Source organism: Curtobacterium sp. BH-2-1-1, from assembly GCF_001806325.1.
Lineage (GTDB): Bacteria > Actinomycetota > Actinomycetes > Actinomycetales > Microbacteriaceae > Curtobacterium.
Genome location: NZ_CP017580.1, coordinates 2492656 through 2509357, shown reverse-complemented (window position 1 = coordinate 2509357; position 16702 = coordinate 2492656). Strand labels below are relative to the sequence as shown.

At 72.0% G+C, this 16702-nt stretch carries 15 protein-coding genes; 10 read left to right on the top strand and 5 right to left on the bottom strand.

What is annotated here, in order from left to right:
- Positions 1-58: 58 nt before the first annotated feature.
- The 5 genes from hrpA to BJK06_RS11985 are packed head-to-tail and all read left to right on the top strand — an operon-like array spanning position 59 to position 7043.
- Positions 59-3919, top strand: a complete 3861-nt coding sequence (gene hrpA, locus BJK06_RS12005) for an ATP-dependent RNA helicase HrpA (protein ID WP_070418087.1) — start codon at positions 59-61, stop codon at positions 3917-3919.
- 18 nt (positions 3920-3937) lie between these two features.
- On the top strand, positions 3938-4711 hold the full coding sequence (locus BJK06_RS12000; protein WP_083295220.1) for a CPBP family intramembrane glutamic endopeptidase: 774 nt from the start codon (positions 3938-3940) through the stop codon (positions 4709-4711).
- Positions 4708-5076, top strand: a complete 369-nt coding sequence (locus BJK06_RS11995; RefSeq protein WP_070418086.1) for a VOC family protein — start codon at positions 4708-4710, stop codon at positions 5074-5076. The genes BJK06_RS12000 and BJK06_RS11995 overlap by 4 nt, the downstream gene beginning before the upstream one ends.
- A 6-nt stretch (positions 5077-5082) precedes the next feature.
- Positions 5083-6390, top strand: a complete 1308-nt coding sequence (locus BJK06_RS18275; protein WP_083295219.1) for an HAD-IA family hydrolase — start codon at positions 5083-5085, stop codon at positions 6388-6390.
- Positions 6387-7043 (top strand): CatA-like O-acetyltransferase, encoded by a 657-nt coding sequence (locus BJK06_RS11985; RefSeq protein WP_070418085.1) that lies wholly within the window; start codon positions 6387-6389, stop codon positions 7041-7043. The genes BJK06_RS18275 and BJK06_RS11985 overlap by 4 nt, the downstream gene beginning before the upstream one ends.
- Positions 7044-7067: 24 nt before the next feature.
- On the opposite strand, the gene BJK06_RS11980 is transcribed toward BJK06_RS11985, so the two are convergent.
- From BJK06_RS11980 to BJK06_RS11960, 5 genes are all read right to left on the bottom strand, one after another.
- Positions 7068-7739: a DUF4166 domain-containing protein gene (locus tag BJK06_RS11980; RefSeq protein ID WP_070418084.1), complete on the bottom strand. Its 672-nt coding sequence runs from the start codon at positions 7737-7739 to the stop codon at positions 7068-7070.
- Entirely contained in the window at positions 7736-8365 is a 630-nt protein-coding gene (locus tag BJK06_RS11975) for an SRPBCC family protein (protein ID WP_156794848.1), read from the bottom strand. The genes BJK06_RS11980 and BJK06_RS11975 overlap by 4 nt, the downstream gene beginning before the upstream one ends.
- Positions 8366-8591: 226 nt before the next feature.
- Positions 8592-10211, bottom strand: a complete 1620-nt coding sequence (locus BJK06_RS11970) for a hypothetical protein (RefSeq protein WP_070418083.1) — start codon at positions 10209-10211, stop codon at positions 8592-8594.
- 2 nt (positions 10212-10213) lie between these two features.
- Positions 10214-11140: a carbohydrate ABC transporter permease gene (locus BJK06_RS11965; protein ID WP_258027631.1), complete on the bottom strand. Its 927-nt coding sequence runs from the start codon at positions 11138-11140 to the stop codon at positions 10214-10216.
- Positions 11137-12150, bottom strand: coding sequence for a sugar ABC transporter permease (locus tag BJK06_RS11960; RefSeq protein WP_258027630.1), 1014 nt, complete (start codon positions 12148-12150; stop codon positions 11137-11139). The genes BJK06_RS11965 and BJK06_RS11960 overlap by 4 nt, the downstream gene beginning before the upstream one ends.
- Before the next feature lie 157 nt (positions 12151-12307).
- Between BJK06_RS11960 and BJK06_RS11955 the strand changes: the two genes are divergently transcribed.
- The 5 genes from BJK06_RS11955 (at position 12308) to BJK06_RS11935 (ending at position 16699) form a co-directional block, all read left to right on the top strand.
- The gene (locus tag BJK06_RS11955) at positions 12308-13330 is read left to right on the top strand and encodes a Gfo/Idh/MocA family protein (protein ID WP_070418082.1); all 1023 of its coding nucleotides are present in this window, start codon (positions 12308-12310) and stop codon (positions 13328-13330) included.
- The gene (locus BJK06_RS11950; RefSeq protein ID WP_070418081.1) at positions 13327-14352 is read left to right on the top strand and encodes a Gfo/Idh/MocA family protein; all 1026 of its coding nucleotides are present in this window, start codon (positions 13327-13329) and stop codon (positions 14350-14352) included. The genes BJK06_RS11955 and BJK06_RS11950 overlap by 4 nt, the downstream gene beginning before the upstream one ends.
- A 154-nt stretch (positions 14353-14506) precedes the next feature.
- Entirely contained in the window at positions 14507-15244 is a 738-nt protein-coding gene (locus BJK06_RS11945; protein ID WP_070418080.1) for a class I SAM-dependent methyltransferase, read from the top strand.
- 26 nt (positions 15245-15270) lie between these two features.
- Entirely contained in the window at positions 15271-16278 is a 1008-nt protein-coding gene (locus BJK06_RS11940) for a LacI family DNA-binding transcriptional regulator (RefSeq protein ID WP_070419418.1), read from the top strand.
- Between the two features lie 34 nt (positions 16279-16312).
- Entirely contained in the window at positions 16313-16699 is a 387-nt protein-coding gene (locus tag BJK06_RS11935; RefSeq protein ID WP_070418079.1) for a VOC family protein, read from the top strand.
- Positions 16700-16702 lie beyond the last annotated feature (3 nt).

The following is a 16702-nucleotide window of genomic DNA, read 5'->3' as shown; positions in this document are numbered from 1 at the left end:
GAGTCCGCACGACAGGCTAGCGACCCACCGACCCCCGGCGCGGTATCCTGGAGGGCTCATGTCTGCCACCCCCGTCATCACGTACCCGCCCGAACTGCCGGTGTCGCAGCGGCGGGACGACATCGCTGCCGCCATCCGCGACAACCAGGTCGTGATCGTCGCCGGTGCCACGGGGTCGGGCAAGACCACCCAGCTGCCGAAGATCTGCCTCGAGCTCGGACGTGAGCACATCGGGCACACCCAGCCCCGGCGGATCGCGGCCCGGACCATCGCCGAGCGCGTGTCCGAGGAGCTCGGGGGCGAGCTCGGCGGACTCGTCGGGTACCAGGTCCGCTTCACCGACAAGGTGTCCTCCGACACCCGGGTCAAGCTGATGACCGACGGCATCCTGCTCAACGAGATCCACTTCGACCGCGACCTCAAGCGGTACGACACGATCATCATCGACGAGGCGCACGAGCGGTCCCTCACCATCGACTTCCTGCTCGGCTACCTCAAGCGGCTGCTCCCCCGTCGGCCGGACCTCAAGCTCATCATCACGAGTGCGACGATCGACCCCGAGTCGTTCTCGCAGCACTTCGGCGGGGCACCGATCATCGAGGTCTCCGGCCGCACCTACCCGGTCGAGATCCGGTACCGCCCGCTCGTCGCGGAGGACGCCGACGACGCCGACCGCGACGACGAAGGCGACGAGGACGATCCGCGGACGGACGACCACGGCGGGCGCACGGCCGACGACCGCGACACGATGCAGGGCATCACCGACGCGCTCGACGAACTCGCGCAGGAGGACCCGGGCGACGTCCTCGTGTTCCTCTCCGGCGAGAACCAGATCCGCGACGCCCAGGACGCCATCGAGGGCAAACGCTACCCCGGTACCGAGGTCCTCCCGCTCTACGGTCGCCTGTCCGCCGCCGACCAGCACCGGGTCTTCGAGCGGCGCACCACACCGGGCATCCGACGCCGAGTGGTCCTCGCGACCAACGTGGCGGAGACGAGTCTGACGGTTCCCGGCATCAAGTACGTGATCGACGTCGGCACCGCCCGCATCTCGCGCTACTCGCCGCGGGCCAAGGTGCAGCGACTGCCGATCGAGGCGATCTCGCAGGCGAGCGCGAACCAGCGCTCCGGTCGCGCGGGCCGCACGAGCGCCGGCATCGCGATCCGGCTCTACTCCGAGGACGACTTCGAACGCCGTCCGGAGTTCACCGACCCCGAGATCCTCCGGACGAACCTCGCGGCGGTGATCCTGCAGATGATCTCGCTGGGGTTCGGTGACATCGAGGCGTTCCCGTTCCTGCAGCCGCCGGACTCCCGGGGTGTGAAGGACGGCCTCGACCTGCTCCGCGAGCTCCGAGCCGTCGACGCCGCGGGCACGATCACGAAGACCGGCAAGCAGCTCACCCGGTTGCCCATCGACCCCCGGCTCGGACGCATGGTGCTCGAGGCCGGTCGGCAGGGCGTCGGGCGCGAGGTCATCGCCGTCGTCAGCGCACTGAGCATCCAGGACCCGCGCGAGCGCCCCCTCGAGAAGCGCGCACACGCCGACCAGCTGCACTCCCGGTTCGCCGATCCGACGAGCGACTTCCTCACCCTGCTCAACCTCTGGAACCACATCGAGGACAAGCAGGACGAGCTCTCGTCCAGTGCGTTCCGCCGCCTGTGCAAGGCCGAGTTCCTGAACTACCTCCGCATCCGCGAGTGGCAGGACCTGTACCGGCAGCTCTCCCGTGCGGCGAAGCAGGTCGACGTCCGCATCGGGCAGGCGCGCTCCGACGACGGCGACGCGGTGCACCGTTCCCTGCTGGCCGGACTCCTCAGCCAGATCGGTCTGCGCGACCGTGAGAAGCGCGACTACCTCGGCTCGCGGAACACCCGGTTCGTGGTGTTCCCCGGCAGTGTCCTCGCCAAGAAGCAGCCGGACGCGGTGATGGCCGCCGAACTCGTCGAGACGAGTCGGCTCTTCGCGCGGACGGTCGGTCGGATCGACCCGGCGTGGGTCGAGCCGCTCGCCGGGGACCTCCTGAAGCGCACCTACGGCGAACCCCACTGGGAGAAGAAGCAGGGTGCGGCGGTCGCCTACGAGCGGGTCACCCTGTTCGGCGTCCCGATCGTCCAGCGCCGCCGCGTGCAGTACAAGCGCGTCGACCCGGAGCACTCGCGTGAGCTCTTCATCCGGCACGCGCTCGTCGAGGGCGAGTGGGACGCGCAGCAGGCGTTCGACCGCGACAACCGCAGGCTGCGGCGCGAGCTCGAACAGCTCGAGGAGCGCACGCGTCGCCGCGACATCCTCTTCGACGACGAGCGGGTCTTCGAGTTCTACGACGCCCGAATCCCGGCCGACATCGCGACCACGCGCGACTTCGAGGGCTGGTGGCGGCAGACGAGACGCGAGCAGCCGGACCTGCTCACGATGCGCCGGTCGGACCTGCTGGACGAAGACGCGGCCGAGGCCGCACAGGACCAGCAGGAGTACCCGACCCAGTGGCGGAGCGGCGACCAGCGCCTCGCGATCAAGTACCGGTTCGAACCCGGCGCACAGGACGACGGCGTGAGCGTGCAGGTGCCGCTCGCGCTGCTCCCCCGCATGCGCGAAGAGGGCTTCGACTGGCAGGTCCGCGGCCTCCGCAAGGAGCTCGTCACGGCGCTCATCAAGTCCCTGCCGAAGCAGATCCGGAAGAACGTCGTCCCCGCTGCCGACTGGGCCGAGAAGATCGTCGCCGAGCTCCCCGACGACGCCCCGACCGAGCCGACCGAGTCGTTCCGCGCCACCCTCGCCAAGGCGATCCAGCGCATGACGTACGTGCCGGTGTCGGAGTCGGACTTCGACCTCTCGCGGGTACCGGCCCACCTCCTGCCGACGTGGGCGATCGTCGACGAACGCGGCCGTCGGGTCGAGGCCGGCAAGGACCTCTCGGCGCTGCAGACGAAGCTCAAGGACCGGACGCAGCAGAGCGTCGCCTCGGCGACGACGCGCGCCGCAGGGCGTCCAGGAGGCGCGGCTCGCGTCGCGTCCGCCGCCTCCGGTGGTGCCGTGGAGCGGTCAGGGCTCACCGCCTGGCCCCCCGACGACCTGCCGCAGGTGCTCGACACGAAGCAGGCGGGTGGCGTGATCCGCGCGTACCCGTCCCTCGTGGAGGAGGGCGACGGCCCGAAGGCGACGGTCGGCGTCCAGCTGCTCGCGACGCCGTCCGACCGGGCCGTGCGGATGCCCGCGGGTGTCCGGCGGCTGGTCATGCACGCGGTGCCCTCGCCGGTCTCCTACATCCAGTCCCACCTGACCGCGCAGGAGAAGCTCGCGCTCGCCGCCAGCCCGTACCCCTCCACCGCGGCGCTCTTCGACGACGTCCTCGCGGCGGTCGTGGACGCCGGCATCCGCCGGGAGCACCCCGACGGGCTGGTGTTCACGAAGACCGACTTCGAGTCCGTGCGCGACACCGTGTCCGCGACCGTCGTCGACACGATGTTCACCGCCGTGTCCGAGGTGGCCGCGGTCCTCGCCGCGCACCGAGCCGCGGAACGGTCGCTCAAGCAGGCGAACTCGATGTCGCTCCTGCCGGCGCTCACGGACATGCGGCAGCAGATGGAGCGGCTCGTGTTCCCGGGGTTCGTCTCGGTCGCCGGGCTCGATCGTCTCCGGCGCATCCGGGTGTACCTGCAGGGCGTCGACGCCCGCGTGCAGAAGCTCCTGCAGAACCCCGGGCGGGACGCCACGTGGATGCGCGAGGTCACCGTCGCGACCGACCGGTACGTCGACGCGGGCGGCACCTTCCCGCCGTCCGTCGGAGCGCACCCGGAACTCGTGCACGCCCGCTGGATGCTCGAGGAGTTCCGGCTCAGTCTGTTCGCGCAGGAGCTCGGCACCGCCGAGACGGTCTCGCTGCAGCGCATCACGAAGGCGCTGGCCGCCGTCCGCTGATCCCGCTAGCCTCGGGACATGGTGGGGACGACGGCAGGGCCGGAACGGGTGCAAGCCCGCTACGGCAGGGCGATCGAGCGCAGGGACGGGCGGGACTTCCCGTACTACGACGGTGATCCGCTGCCGTTGTCGATCCTGCAGTGGGTGGCGGTGATCGCCGCGTGTGCCGTCGGGTTCCTCGTCCTGAGCTTCACCCCCGCGGCGGACAACGTCCAGTCGCTGGTCCCCCGGTTCCTCTTCGCCGCGATCCCCCTCGCGGTGTTCATCGTCTTCACCCGGCGGCACTGGTCGCGGATCTTCCAGCGGACCACGGGGCGGGACGTCCTCACGATGGTGCTGTTCGCGATCGCGAACATCGTCGTGAGCTTCGCGATGGGCATCCTCGTCAAGTACGTCTTCGGCGCGAACGCGAACGGCGCGACGGACGGCGTCCACGGCGCTGCGGAGATCACGGCGTTCTACCTCGGCACGGCGATCCAGCTGTTCGGCGAGGAGCTCTTCTCGATCCTGCCGTTCCTGGCCGTGATGTCGTTCTGCTTCCGCGGCGGGATGTCCCGCAACCGGGCGGTCCTGGTGGCCTGGCTCGTCACCGCCGTCTGGTTCGGTGCGGCGCACCTCCCGACCTACGACTGGAACTTCGCCCAGGCGCTCCTGGTCATCGGTGTCGCACGACTCGTCCTGACGCTCGCGTACATCCGCACGAAGAACATCGCCGTCAGCACGGGCGCACACATCATCAACGACTGGGTCCTGTTCACCTCCACCATCCTCACGACGGGAGCACTCCTGTGATCGGCACACTCGACGTCATCGTCCTCGACTGCGCGGACCCTCGCGCGCTCGCCCGCTTCTACGCCGAACTGCTCGGCGGCGAGATCGTCGGCTTCGACGAGGACTGGACCGAGGTCGCGCTCCCCTTCACGGACCACCGGCCGATCCTCGCCTTCCAGCAGGTGGCGGAGTACCGCGCCCCCGAGTGGCCCGGCCAGGACGTCCCGCAGCAGAGCCACCTCGACGTGAAGGTCGACGACCTGGACGCCGGCGAGACCGCGGTCCTGGCCATCGGGGCGACGGCGACGGGCTCGGGGACGGACACGTTCCGCGTGTACCTCGACCCGGCCGGGCACCCGTTCTGCCTCATCCGTCCGAACGACTGACGGCTCGTGACGGGCATCCGCGCGGTCCTGTTCGACCTGGACGGCGTCATCCGACACTTCCACCCGGAGCACGTCGCGGCCATCGAACGCGCGCACGGCCTGCCACCGGGAACGATCGAGGCGGTGGCGTTCGCCGCGCCCCTGATCGACGAGGTGACGACCGGCCGGATCACCCGGACCGAGTGGGTCCGGGCCGTCGGCGAGCGCATCGGCGACCATGACGCCGCCGAGGCCTGGGGCCGACAGCCGTTCACCCCGGACGCCGAGGTGCTGGCCCTCGCGGACGAGCTCCGTGCCGCCGGGTACACGACGGCGGTGCTCACGAACGGCACGGACGGCATCCCGGCCGAGGTGGCCTCGTTCGGCCTGCGCGACCGGGTCGACGCCTTGTACAGCTCGCACGAGATCGGGTTCGCGAAGCCCGACGTCCGGGCCTTCCGGCACGTGCTCGACGCGCTCGACCTCGACGGACCCGAGGTGTTCTTCACCGACGACTCGGAGTCGAAGCTCGCCGGGGCCGTCGCACTCGGCATGCGGGTCCACCACTTCACCGGGGTCGACGGACTCCGTGCTGCCCTGCGCTCGAGCGGCATCGACCTCACCGACGCCGGTGGATCCACCTACCGGGCCCACATCGACCTGCTCGCGGAGGCGGTCGACGGGTTCGAGGCGGTGCTCCGGACGGGCGACCACAGCTCCGTGGTGCCGTCTTGCCCGGGGTGGACGCTGACGGACCTCGCCGGGCACCTGACGGATGTCCACCGCTGGGCCCTCGGCCAGCTCACCGGAACCGAGCCGGACGACCCGGAAGCGCCGGAGCCCGCCGACCTCGCCGACCGGTTCCGCGCCGGCGCGGACCGCCTCGTGGCCGCGCTCCGCGCGCGCGCCGCGGACGCGGCGTGCAGCGCGATCTACCCACCCGACACGGCCGGCACGTGGGCACGACGGCAGCTGCACGAGACGACGATCCACCTGTGGGACGCGCAGCAGGCGGTCGGGGGCGAGCCGCGCCTCCAGGCCGACACCGCGGCCGACGGCGTGCGCGAGGTGGTCGGCGACCTGTACCCGCGCCAGGTGCGCCTCGGCCGCGTCGACCCGTTGTCGGAGACCGTCGTGTTCCGGTTCCCGGACGCCGACGGCGAGGCGGAGCTCGTCGGGACGGCGGGTGCCGGGCCGGAGGTCCGGGTGACGGGGCGGGCGGAGGACCTGCTGCTCGTCCTCTGGGGCCGGCGTCCACTCGACGCGGTCGCCGTGACGATCGACGGGGACCGTTCGGCACTCGACCAGGCGCTCGCGACGAAGCTGGTCCCATGACCGAGCTCCGCCCCGTCGACCTCGACCGCTGGCCCCGACGCGAACACTTCGAGCACTACCGCGACCGGGTGCCCTGCACGTGGGAGATGACCGTCGAGCTCGACGTCACGGACTTCGCCGAGACGGTGCGCGCCACGGACCGCCGCACGTACGCGTCGCAGATCTGGGCGATCGCCTCGGTGGTGAACCGGCACGCCGAGTTCCGGATGCAGCTGCTCGACGACGGCTCGCCCGCCGTCTGGGACGTGGTGCACCCGATGTTCACCGTGTTCCACCGCAGCACCGAGACGTTCTCGGTGCTGACCGTGCCGTACGACGACGATCCGGCACGCTTCCACGAGGCCGCGGTCGCCACGATGGAGCGCTACCGGGACGACCACCGGATGTTCCCGCAGGAGGACCGCCCGCGGAACGTGTTCGACATCTCGACCCTGCCCGGGGCGTCCTTCACCGGGTTCGCCCTGCACGTGCGGGACGGCTGGGACCACCTGCTGCCGATCTTCACCATCGGCCGGTACCGGTTCGTCGAGGGACGCACCCTGATGCCGCTCGCGCTCCAGGTGAGCCACGCGGTCACGGACGGCTTCCACGGGTCCCGGTTCGTCGACGAGCTCCAGACGGTGCTCGCCGAGGCGGGGTGGCTCCGCCGCTGAACACCCTGGTGCCCGCCGCCGCGGTCAGGTCCGGAGTTCGGTCCGCCGCGGCTTCAACCGCTCGGGGGCGTCGGTCGCCGGCGTCCACTCGCAGGTGAACGTCCCGCGGTAGCCGAACAGGAACCCGAAGACGCGGTTGTGCACCTCGAGGTCGACGTGGAACGCCTGGTCGTCGTCCGACCACCACTCGTGCAGGGTCGCGCGACCGCTGAACAGCATCGGGAAACGGAACGCGATCGGCCCCTCGTAGAACCGCTGCGCGTCCGAGGTCAGGACGAGGCCACCGCGGTCGTCGACGGTCAGGTCGAGGTCCACCGCGAGGTGCTGGTGGGAACCGAGGTAGTCGAGCACCCGGCCGTCGACGAGCACCATCGTGGCGTCGAACCGAGCGGTCCGCCCGGGCTTGGTCGTGTAGGTCCGGACGAACGTCACCGTCTCGCGGCCGTACCGGTCGCGGTAGGGGTAGTTCTCGATCGTGAACGGCACGTCCGTCCCGACGTCCGGGACGAGGATGTTCCGCAGTCGCCCGATCTGCAGGAACGGCACGGTCCACCACGGTCCCCGGCGGATCGACGTCATGACGCCGCGGCCGGTGCACGCCTCGGCGGCGTCGAGACCGACGCCGAACCTGCGGCGCATCTGCGGGTGCAGCCGCTGGAAGTCGGCGCCGAGCGCCTCCTCGAACACCGAGCTCATCGGTCGCCTCCCGGGTCGGGCAGCGCTGCCAGGGTGGCGGGCGCGTCGTGCAGCTGGTCGCCTCGCCGGGTGCCACCGACGGGCGCGCGGCGGGTCCTGGAGGCGCGGGGCCGGTCCCGCTGCCACGGCTGCAGCACCGAGGTGAGCGGCCAGGCCTCCGGCTCGGCCCCGCCTTCCAGCCAGATCCGGAGCCGGTCGAAGCTCCACGCGGTCGCCCAGCCGAGGAGCGGCCGGACCACCAGGTCGAGCGGGCCCCAGCCGGAGTCGTAGTCGTAGCCGGTGACGAACCGGGTGCGCCCGTCGTCGGTCGGGACGTACCGCCAGTAGCCGCGGCCGGCCCGGATCGGCGACAACCGGTCGTCGGTCGCGAACCGCAGTGCCGACGTGCGGGTGCCGTCCGCACGACGTCGCTCGCCGATGCTCACGCCGGTGCCGTGCACGTCGTGCACCGGGGAGCGCCGGACGTACGTGAAGCGGGCGGCACCGTCGGCGTCCGCCGGCTCGGGGACGATCTCGGAGAAGCGGACGTCCCACCGGACGTGCTGCTCGGGGTCCTGCGTCGCCGCCCACACCCGGTCGACGTCCGCGTCGATGACCGTCTCGACGTAGATGCCGCGCTTCCCCACAGCCCGAGCGTAGGGCACGGAGCGCGCCGGGTTCGGGCAATCCGCGCGACCCGTGACCGTCCGGTTCGCGATTTCCGGGTTCCGCGAACCGGAACGGTCACGACCGGAGGCGGATGCGAACGTCCGCGAGCCAGCGGGGTCCGGTGGGGGGGGTGGGCGCGCCGGTCTGGGGGACGGGAGGCGCGGGGCGGGGCCGACCCGCGCCTCCCGTCCGTCAGCAGCCGCGTCAGGCGGCGCGCGCCTCCAGCGCCTGCTCGTACTCGCGGCGGATCGCGTCGCCGCCCCGGCGGCGCCAGTCGCGCACGGTCGCCCGCCACGACGAGACCTTCGCCCGCCCGAGCAGCACGTCGTTGATCGCGTTCGTCGCGAACGTGCCGACCGCCGGTCCCTTCGTCGAGTTCGTCGGCGAGTACAGGCCGTAGACGGGGTTCGGCAGGCCGCGGTCGAGCCAGGACGCCAGCGACTCGTACACGGTGTCGGTCATCGTCGGGTTGCCCGCGTAGTAGAGCGGCAGCGGGCACTCGGTGAAGTACTGCAGCGGGAACTCGCCGAGCGCGGTCTCGCTGTTGCCGGTCTTCGTCAGGACCGGGGCGCCGTCGCGGTACTCGAAGTCGCGCCCCTCGATGCCGAACTTGCGGTAGGTCCAGGCCTCGGTGCCGAACGGCGAGGCGCACCAGTTCAGGACCTCGAGGAGCATCCGCACCCGAGACTCGGAGCCCGCGGCCACGGACGTGATCGTGTTGTTCGGGTCACCCAACCAGGGCTTCGCGGCGCCTCCGGACGGTCCGACGAACGGGGCGATCGTCAGCTCGAACCCGGAGCCGGGCGTGGCCTGCTGCAGGAGTCCCGGGATCGCGCTGTACGTGTCGGACAGCATCAGCGCGGAGCCCTGCACGAACCAGACCTTGCCGTTGTAGGCCGTGACGCTGTCGGGGTGGACGAGGTCCTCGGCGATGAGCCGGCGCGACACGTCGAGGAGCTCCACGTACTCCTCGAGCTCGTACATGTGGATGAGCCGTCCGCCCTGCTCCTGCCACTGGTTCGGCAGGCCGAGCATCGGCGCGAGGATGCTCGTCGGCACCGAGGCCAGGGCCCAGCGGTTCGCGTGCGGGTCGGAGACCTGCCGGCAGAGCTGCACGAACTCGTCGACGCTCGAGAACGACGGGTCGACGCCGAGCCGCTCGAAGCGGTCCTGGCGGCGGTGCAGCGCCTGCGAGGTCAGCGGCCCCCGGGGCACGGGGACGCCGTAGATGCCGCCCGAGAACACCGTCCCGCGCCACGACGCCGTCGGCAGGTTCGCCAGGTACGGGTAGTCGCGGACGCCGTTGCCGGAGAGGTACGGGCTGAGGTCGGCGGCCTTCGCCTCGAGGAACTGCGGCAGGTAGGAGAACGCCTGGTTGATCGTGAAGACGTCGCCGAGGGTGTCGCCCGCGACCTGGGTGGCGAACTTGTTGCCGAAGTCCGCGTTCGGGGTGATCGTCAGGTCGAGGTCGATCCCCATCCGCTCGTCGAGGCCCTGCCAGTACGGGTTGCTCCCCTTCGAGGGCGGGACGGGCGAGTTGGTGGGAACGCTGCCGTGCACGGTCGAACCATCGCCGGGCTTGCCCCTGGTCGGCACGAGGGTCGCCGGGATCTTCCGGAAGGCGCTCGGCATGAGCGGGCTCGTCTTCGGCAGGACGGGCTCGGGGCCGCCGGTCCACGGGACGTAGTCCGGCAGCTGGACGGCCTTGTTGATGGCCCGGACGTCGGTGGACCGGGTCACGGTCGAGCAGCTGGCCAGGAGGGTCGTGGCGGCGATCCCGAGTCCGCCCGCGACGAGCGCGCGGCGGCTGATGGAGGTGGTCATGGTCAGCCCTTCACCGCGCCGGTCAGGACACCCTTGGCGAAGCGCCGCTGCAGGAACGGGTAGACGATGAGGATCGGCACGATCGAGACGACGAGGATCGCCATCTGGATCGAGGCCTGCGGGGGCAGCGCGTCGGAGGACGTGCCGAGGTCGGCGCCGCCGAGCTGTGCGTTGTTGATGACGTAGGTGCGCAGGACGAGCTGGAGCGGCCACTTCGCGGTGTCGTTGATGTAGAGCAGCGCGTTGAAGAAGGCGTTCCAGTAGCCGACCGCGTAGAACAGGCCGATCACGGCGAGGACGGCCTTGGACAGCGGGAGCACGATCCGCCAGAAGACCTGGAAGTCGCCGGCGCCGTCGATGCGGGCGGACTCGATGAGCTCCTTCGGGATCGCCATGAAGAACGACCGCATCACGATGACGTTGAACGCGCTGAGGGCCGTCGGGAGGATCAGGGCCCAGTACGAGTCGAGCAGCCCGAACTCCTTCACGACGAGGTAGTTCGGGATCAGCCCGGGCGCGAACAGCAGGCTGACCAGCACGAGGCTCAGGACGAACCCGGAGCCGTACGACCCCGGACGGCTCAGGGCGTAGGCGAGCATCGCGCTGACGAACAGGCTGATGAGCGTCCCGACGACGGTGATCCCGATGCTGACGAGCATCGCGCGGGTGACGACGCCGCCGGCGAAGATGCTCTGGTACGCGCCGAGGTCGAGTCCCTGCGGCCACATCACGAACCCGCCGGCGTCGTTCACCTGGGCGACGGGCGCGAGGCTGGTCGACACGATGCCGACGAACGGCAGGATGACGACGAGGCAGATCATGAGCAGGACGAACCCGGTGAGCAGCCGTCCGGGCAGCGGGGGTGCGTCCGGGCCACCGCGGCGGCGCTTCTTCGTCCGGGGGACGGTCACGGTGTGCGTGGCGGTCACTTCGCCTCCTTCTGGTAGACGCCCGCTTCGCCGAAGACGTGCGCGAGCTTGTTGGCGCCGAGGACGAGCAGGACGCCGACGACGCCCTTCACGAGCCCGACCGCTGCGGCGACGCCCCACTGCCCGCCGAGCACGCCGTTGTTGTAGACGTAGGTGTCGAGGACCTCGCTCGCGGCCCGGCCGACGGCCTGCTGCTGCAGGAGGATCTGCTCGAACCCGACGGTCAGGGAGTCGCCGAGCCGGAGGATGAGCAGCAGGATGATGATGCCGCGCATGCCGGGCAGCGTGACGTGCCAGAGCTGCCGCCAGCGACTCGCGCCGTCCATCTTCGCGGCCTCGTACAGGCTCGCGTCGATCTGGCTGAGGACCGCGAGGAACAGGATCGTCGCCCACCCGGTGTCCTTCCAGATCACCTGGCTGGTCAGCAGGGCGATGAACCCGTTCGGGTTGCCGAGGAAGTCGATCGCGTCACCGCCGGCCGCGCGGATGGCGTTGTTCACGAGCCCGGAGCCGCCGAGGATCTGCTGGAACACCGCGACCACGATCACCCACGACAGGAAGTGCGGCAGGTACAGCACCGACTGCACGACCTGCTTGATCCGCTCGGAGAGCAGCGAGTTGAGCATGAGCGCGAGGATGATCGGCGCCGGGAACACGAACACGACCTGCACGAGCGTGATGAGCAGCGTGTTGCCGAGGGCGCGGAGGAACTCGGGGTCACCGTCGAAGATGACGGAGAAGTTCTCGACGCCGACCCAGGGGCTGCGGCCGAGCGGCACGAAGGGCAGGTACTCCTGGAACGCGATGAGGTTCCCGAGCAGCGGCAGGTAGTGGAACCCGAGCAGGAGCGCGACGCCGGGCAGGCCCATGAGCAGGAGGACGCGGTCACGGCGGATCCGCTGCCACGTGCTGCGCCGCCGGAGCCCGGGGTCGGGTGGTGGTGCCGCTCCCGGGTCGCGCTGTGCAGCGGTCCTCGTGCGGTCCGTCGCACGGTCGTCGAGCTTCGTCACTCGGTGGCCCCCTCCGTTGGATTCCTGGAGCGACCCTGGCGGTGACGGCAACCGTGCGGCAACCCGTTGCCAAACGTTTCCATCGTTGTAACGGTCCATCGGGACGAAGCCGGGTCGCATCGCCGCACCGCGTCCGGCGGACCTCTACGCTGGCTCCATGACGCTGCAGTCAGCACCCCGACCACGCCGGCGGATCGGACTCGTGGGCGCCGGCGGCATCGCGGTGGCGCACGTCCCCGGGCTCCTCCGCCTGGGCGACCTCGTCGTGCACTCGGAGGACGGTGCGCCCGCGCTCGCCGCCGCCTTCGCGGACGAGGCCGCACGGGTCGGCAGCACGATCACCGTCGCCGACTCGCTCGACGAGCTGCTCGCCGCGGTCGACGTCGTCGACGTGGTCGTCCCGACACCGGCCCACGCCACCGTCGTCCGTGCGGCACTCGCGGCGGGCAGGCACGTCGTCTCCGAGAAGCCCCTCGCCCGCACCGACGCCGACGCCGACGACCTCGTCGCCCGGGCGGCGGACGCGGGCCTGCAGCTCTACCCGGCGCACGTCGTCCGCTGGTTCCCCGCGTACCGGCGGCTGCACGAGGCCGTCACGACGGGCCTCCTGGGCGACCTCGCCGTCCTGCGCTTCTCCCGCTCCGGGGCGTTCCCGACCCGAGTCGCGTGGTTCGGCGACCGCGCACAGTCCGGCGGCATCGTGATGGACCAGATGATCCACGACCTCGACGTCGCCCGCTGGGTCGCCGGTCCGGTCACCCGGGTGTCCGCCGTCACCGTCCGCACGGGCGACGACGAGCACCCGGTCGAGGCCGCGCACGTCCTCCTCACGCACGCGTCCGGCGCGATCAGCCACGTCGCCGGGCTCTGGGGACCACCGCACCTGGCCTTCAGCACGGAGTACTCGGTGACCGGCACGCGCGGCAGCCTGTCGCACTCGTCCCTCGCCGAGGAGGACACCCGCGCCGACCTCGCGACCCCGACCGCTGTCGACGGGTTCCTGCCGTCCGTCGACCCCGCCGAGGACCCGTACGCCCTCGAGCTCGCAGACTTCGTCGCCGCGTTCGACGGCGGGCCGCTCCCCCGCGTCAGTGCGGCGGACGGTGCCGTCGCGGTGCGCCTCGCCAACGCCGCCCTGGCGTCGATCGAGTCCGGACAACCCGTGGAGGTGACGCTGTGACCCTCCGCGTCGGCGTCCTGTCCTTCGCCCACACGCACGCGATCGGGTACCTCGCGGCGCTCGCCGCGATGCCCGACGTCGAGGTGCGCGGGACGGACCCCGGCGGCGTCTCGACCGGCACGACCCTCGGCGAACTCCGGGGCGCCGACCTCACCGGAGCGCTCGGCGTCGCGCACGCCGACACGGTCGACGACCTCCTCGCCTGGGGGCCGGACGCCGTCGTGGTGACCAGCGAGAACGCACGGCACCGCGAGTTCGTCGAACGGGCCGCCGCCGCCGGCGCACACGTGCTCTGCGAGAAGCCGCTCGCCACCTCGTGGGAGGACGGCCTCGCGATCCGCGACGCCGTGCAGCGCGCCGGGGTCACGCTGATGATGGCCTACCCGGTGCGGTTCGCGTCGGCGTTCGACCGGTTGCGGGCCACGCACGCCTCGGGCGCACTCGGCACGGTGTTCTCGGTCCGCGGTGCGAACAACGGCATGCTGCCGCTCACGCGCGACTGGTTCACGGACCCAGCGCTGAGCGGCGGCGGCGCGATCGTCGACCACGTCGTGCACGTCGCCGACCTCGTCGACGGGCTGACCGGCGCGCGACCGGTGTCCGTCACCGCCGTCGCGAACCGCGTGCTGCACGCCGAGCGCGCACGGGCCGAGACGGCCGGGCTCGTGACGGTGAGCTACGACACCGGGATGGTCGTCGCGGTCGACTGCTCGTGGAGCCGCCCGGACACGGCGCCCGCGTGGGGCGGCCTGACGCTCGACGTCGCGGGGACGGGCGGCACGGTGTCGGTCGACTTCTTCGGCGCGGCGGCCAGGGGGCTCGACGCGGTCGGCGGCCGGCCGATCGAGCTGCGGTACGGGGCGGACCACGACGTGCCGATGCTGCGGACGTTCCTCGACGGGGTGCGGGCCGGCGCGCAGCCCCAGCCCGACGTGCAGGTCGGGTTGCGGACGCTGTCGATCGTCCTCGCGGCACAGGAGTCGGTGCGGACCGGCAGGACGGTGCCCGTCCCGACGGCGTGAGCGACGCGTCGCCCGGCGACCCCACTGCGCACGGGAGGCGCGTGGCGGCCCCGACCCGCGCCTCCAGTCCGTCACACGGCCGGCCGGGAGGCACGCGACCGGCCCGACCCGCGCCTCCGGTCCGCCACCCGGCCGGGCGGGGCATGCTGGACGCATGACCCTCGAGGAGTACGCCAACTCGTTCGGAGCCGCTGCCGATGCGTACGAGCGCGGACGGCCGGGGTACCCCGAGGCGGCGGTCGGCTGGCTCCTACCGGCGGACGCCCGACTCGTCGCCGACGTCGGCGCGGGGACCGGCAAGTTCACGCGGAGCCTCGTCGGACGCGCCGCCGAGATCGTCGCCGTCGAACCGGACCCGGCGATGCGCGACCGGCTCACCGCGGTGCTGCCCGACGTGCGGGCGCTCGCGGGGACCGGCGAGTCGATCCCCCTCGCCGACGGGAGCGCCGACGCCGTGACCTTCGCGCAGGCGTGGCACTGGGTCGACCCGGTGCGGGGGTCGCTGGAGGTGGCCCGGGTCCTCCGCCCCGGCGGCGTGCTCGGTCTGGTGTGGAACGTCCGCGACGAGACCCGGCCCTGGTCCGCCCGGATCAGCGCGATCCTGTCCCAGCCCGAGTCGCGGGCGAGCGTCCAGAGAGCGCCGGTCGTCGGAGCACCGTTCGACGACGGCGCCGTCGAGCACGAGCGGTTCCCGTGGGTGCACGAGCAGGACCGGTCGGCGTTCCTCGACATGGTCGCCTCGCGCAGCTACGTCATCGTGCTGCCGCCGGACGAGCGCACCGCCCTCCTCGACCGGGTGCGGCGCGTGCTCGACGACGATCCGGAGACCGCCGGGAGCGCGACCGTCCCCGTCGGCTACACCACGTACGTGCACCGGTACGTGCGTCCCTGAGCCGCAGCCGCGCTACGCTCGTGGCGATGCGCGCGACCGTGCGGGACGTGGCTGCCCTCGCCGGGGTGTCGCCGAAGACCGTCTCCAACGTCATCAACGGCGGTGTCGTGGTGCGCCCGGAGACCCGCGCACGGGTCGAGCAGGCACTCGCCGAGCTCGACTACGTGCCGAACCTGTCCGCCCGGGGTCTGCGCAACGGACGCTCGGGTGCGATCGCCCTGACGCTCCCCGAGATGGCCAGCGCCTACTCGGCCGAACTCGCGCAGTGGTTCGTGGAGCTGTCGCGGGAGCGCGGCTGGACCGTGCAGCTCGACCAGACCGCGAACGACCCCGCCCGCGAGCGTGACCTCGTCTCGCGTGCCCGGGCACACCTCGTCGACGGGCTGATCCTCAACCCGGTGTCGCTCAGCGCGAGCGTGCTGGCCTCGACCGAGGGGCTGCCCCCGACCGTCGTCATCGGCGAGGTGGAGCCCGAGCACGTCGACCAGGTGCACGTCGACAGCCGTGCCGCGGCCGAGCAGGTGACGTCGTACCTCGTCGGCCGGGGCCACCGTCGGATCGCGATCGTCGGTGCCGCCCGTGACGTCGAGGCCACCGCGACGAGCGAGTTGCGGGAGCGCGGGTACCTCGCGGGCCTCGCGGCGGCGGGCATCGGTGCGGACCCGGAGCTGCGGGTCCCGCTGCCGGCGTGGTCGACCAGCGCGGCGGCGTCGGCGTTCGCGGCGTGGCTCGACGAGCACCCGCTGCCCGACGCGGTGTTCGCGTTCACCGACTCGATCGCGTTCGGGGTGCTGCACGTCCTCGCCGCGCGTGGCGTGCGGGTCCCCGAGCAGGTGAGCGTGATCGGGTTCGACGACGTCGACGGGGCCGCGTACGCGATCCCCGCGCTGAGCACGGTGTCGTTCGACCGAGGGGCGTTCGCGACGGCGGCGCTCGACCTGCTCACCCGGCGGATCGAGGACCGCGAGGCTCCGCCCGAGACCGTCGTGGTGCCGCACCGGATCGTCGAGCGCGCGAGCGTGGCCACGCGCTGACCGGGGCGGGCGGGTCCGGCGTACGCTCCGCCGCATGACCGCTGCCGACCCGTCGATGCCGACGCTCGCCGCCACCGTGCTGCAGTCGCCGGACCCCCTGGCGCTCGCCCGGTTCTACGGCGCGCTGACCGGCTGGACCGTCCACGAGGACGACCCGACCTGGGCGCGCATCCGCCCCGAGGACGGCCCGGGCCTCTCCGTGCAGTACGAACCCGCCTACGTGGCGCCCACGTGGCCCGGCACCGAGGACGCCCCCGGCATGCAGCTGCACCTCGACTTCCAGGTGGAGGACCTGCCAGCGGCGGTGAACCGGGCGGAGGGACTCGGCGCTCGGCAGGCGGCGTTCCAGCCGCAGGAGGACGTCCGCGTGCTGCTCGACCCCGACGGGCACCCGTTCTGCCTGTTCCTGCCGGGCGCCTAGGGC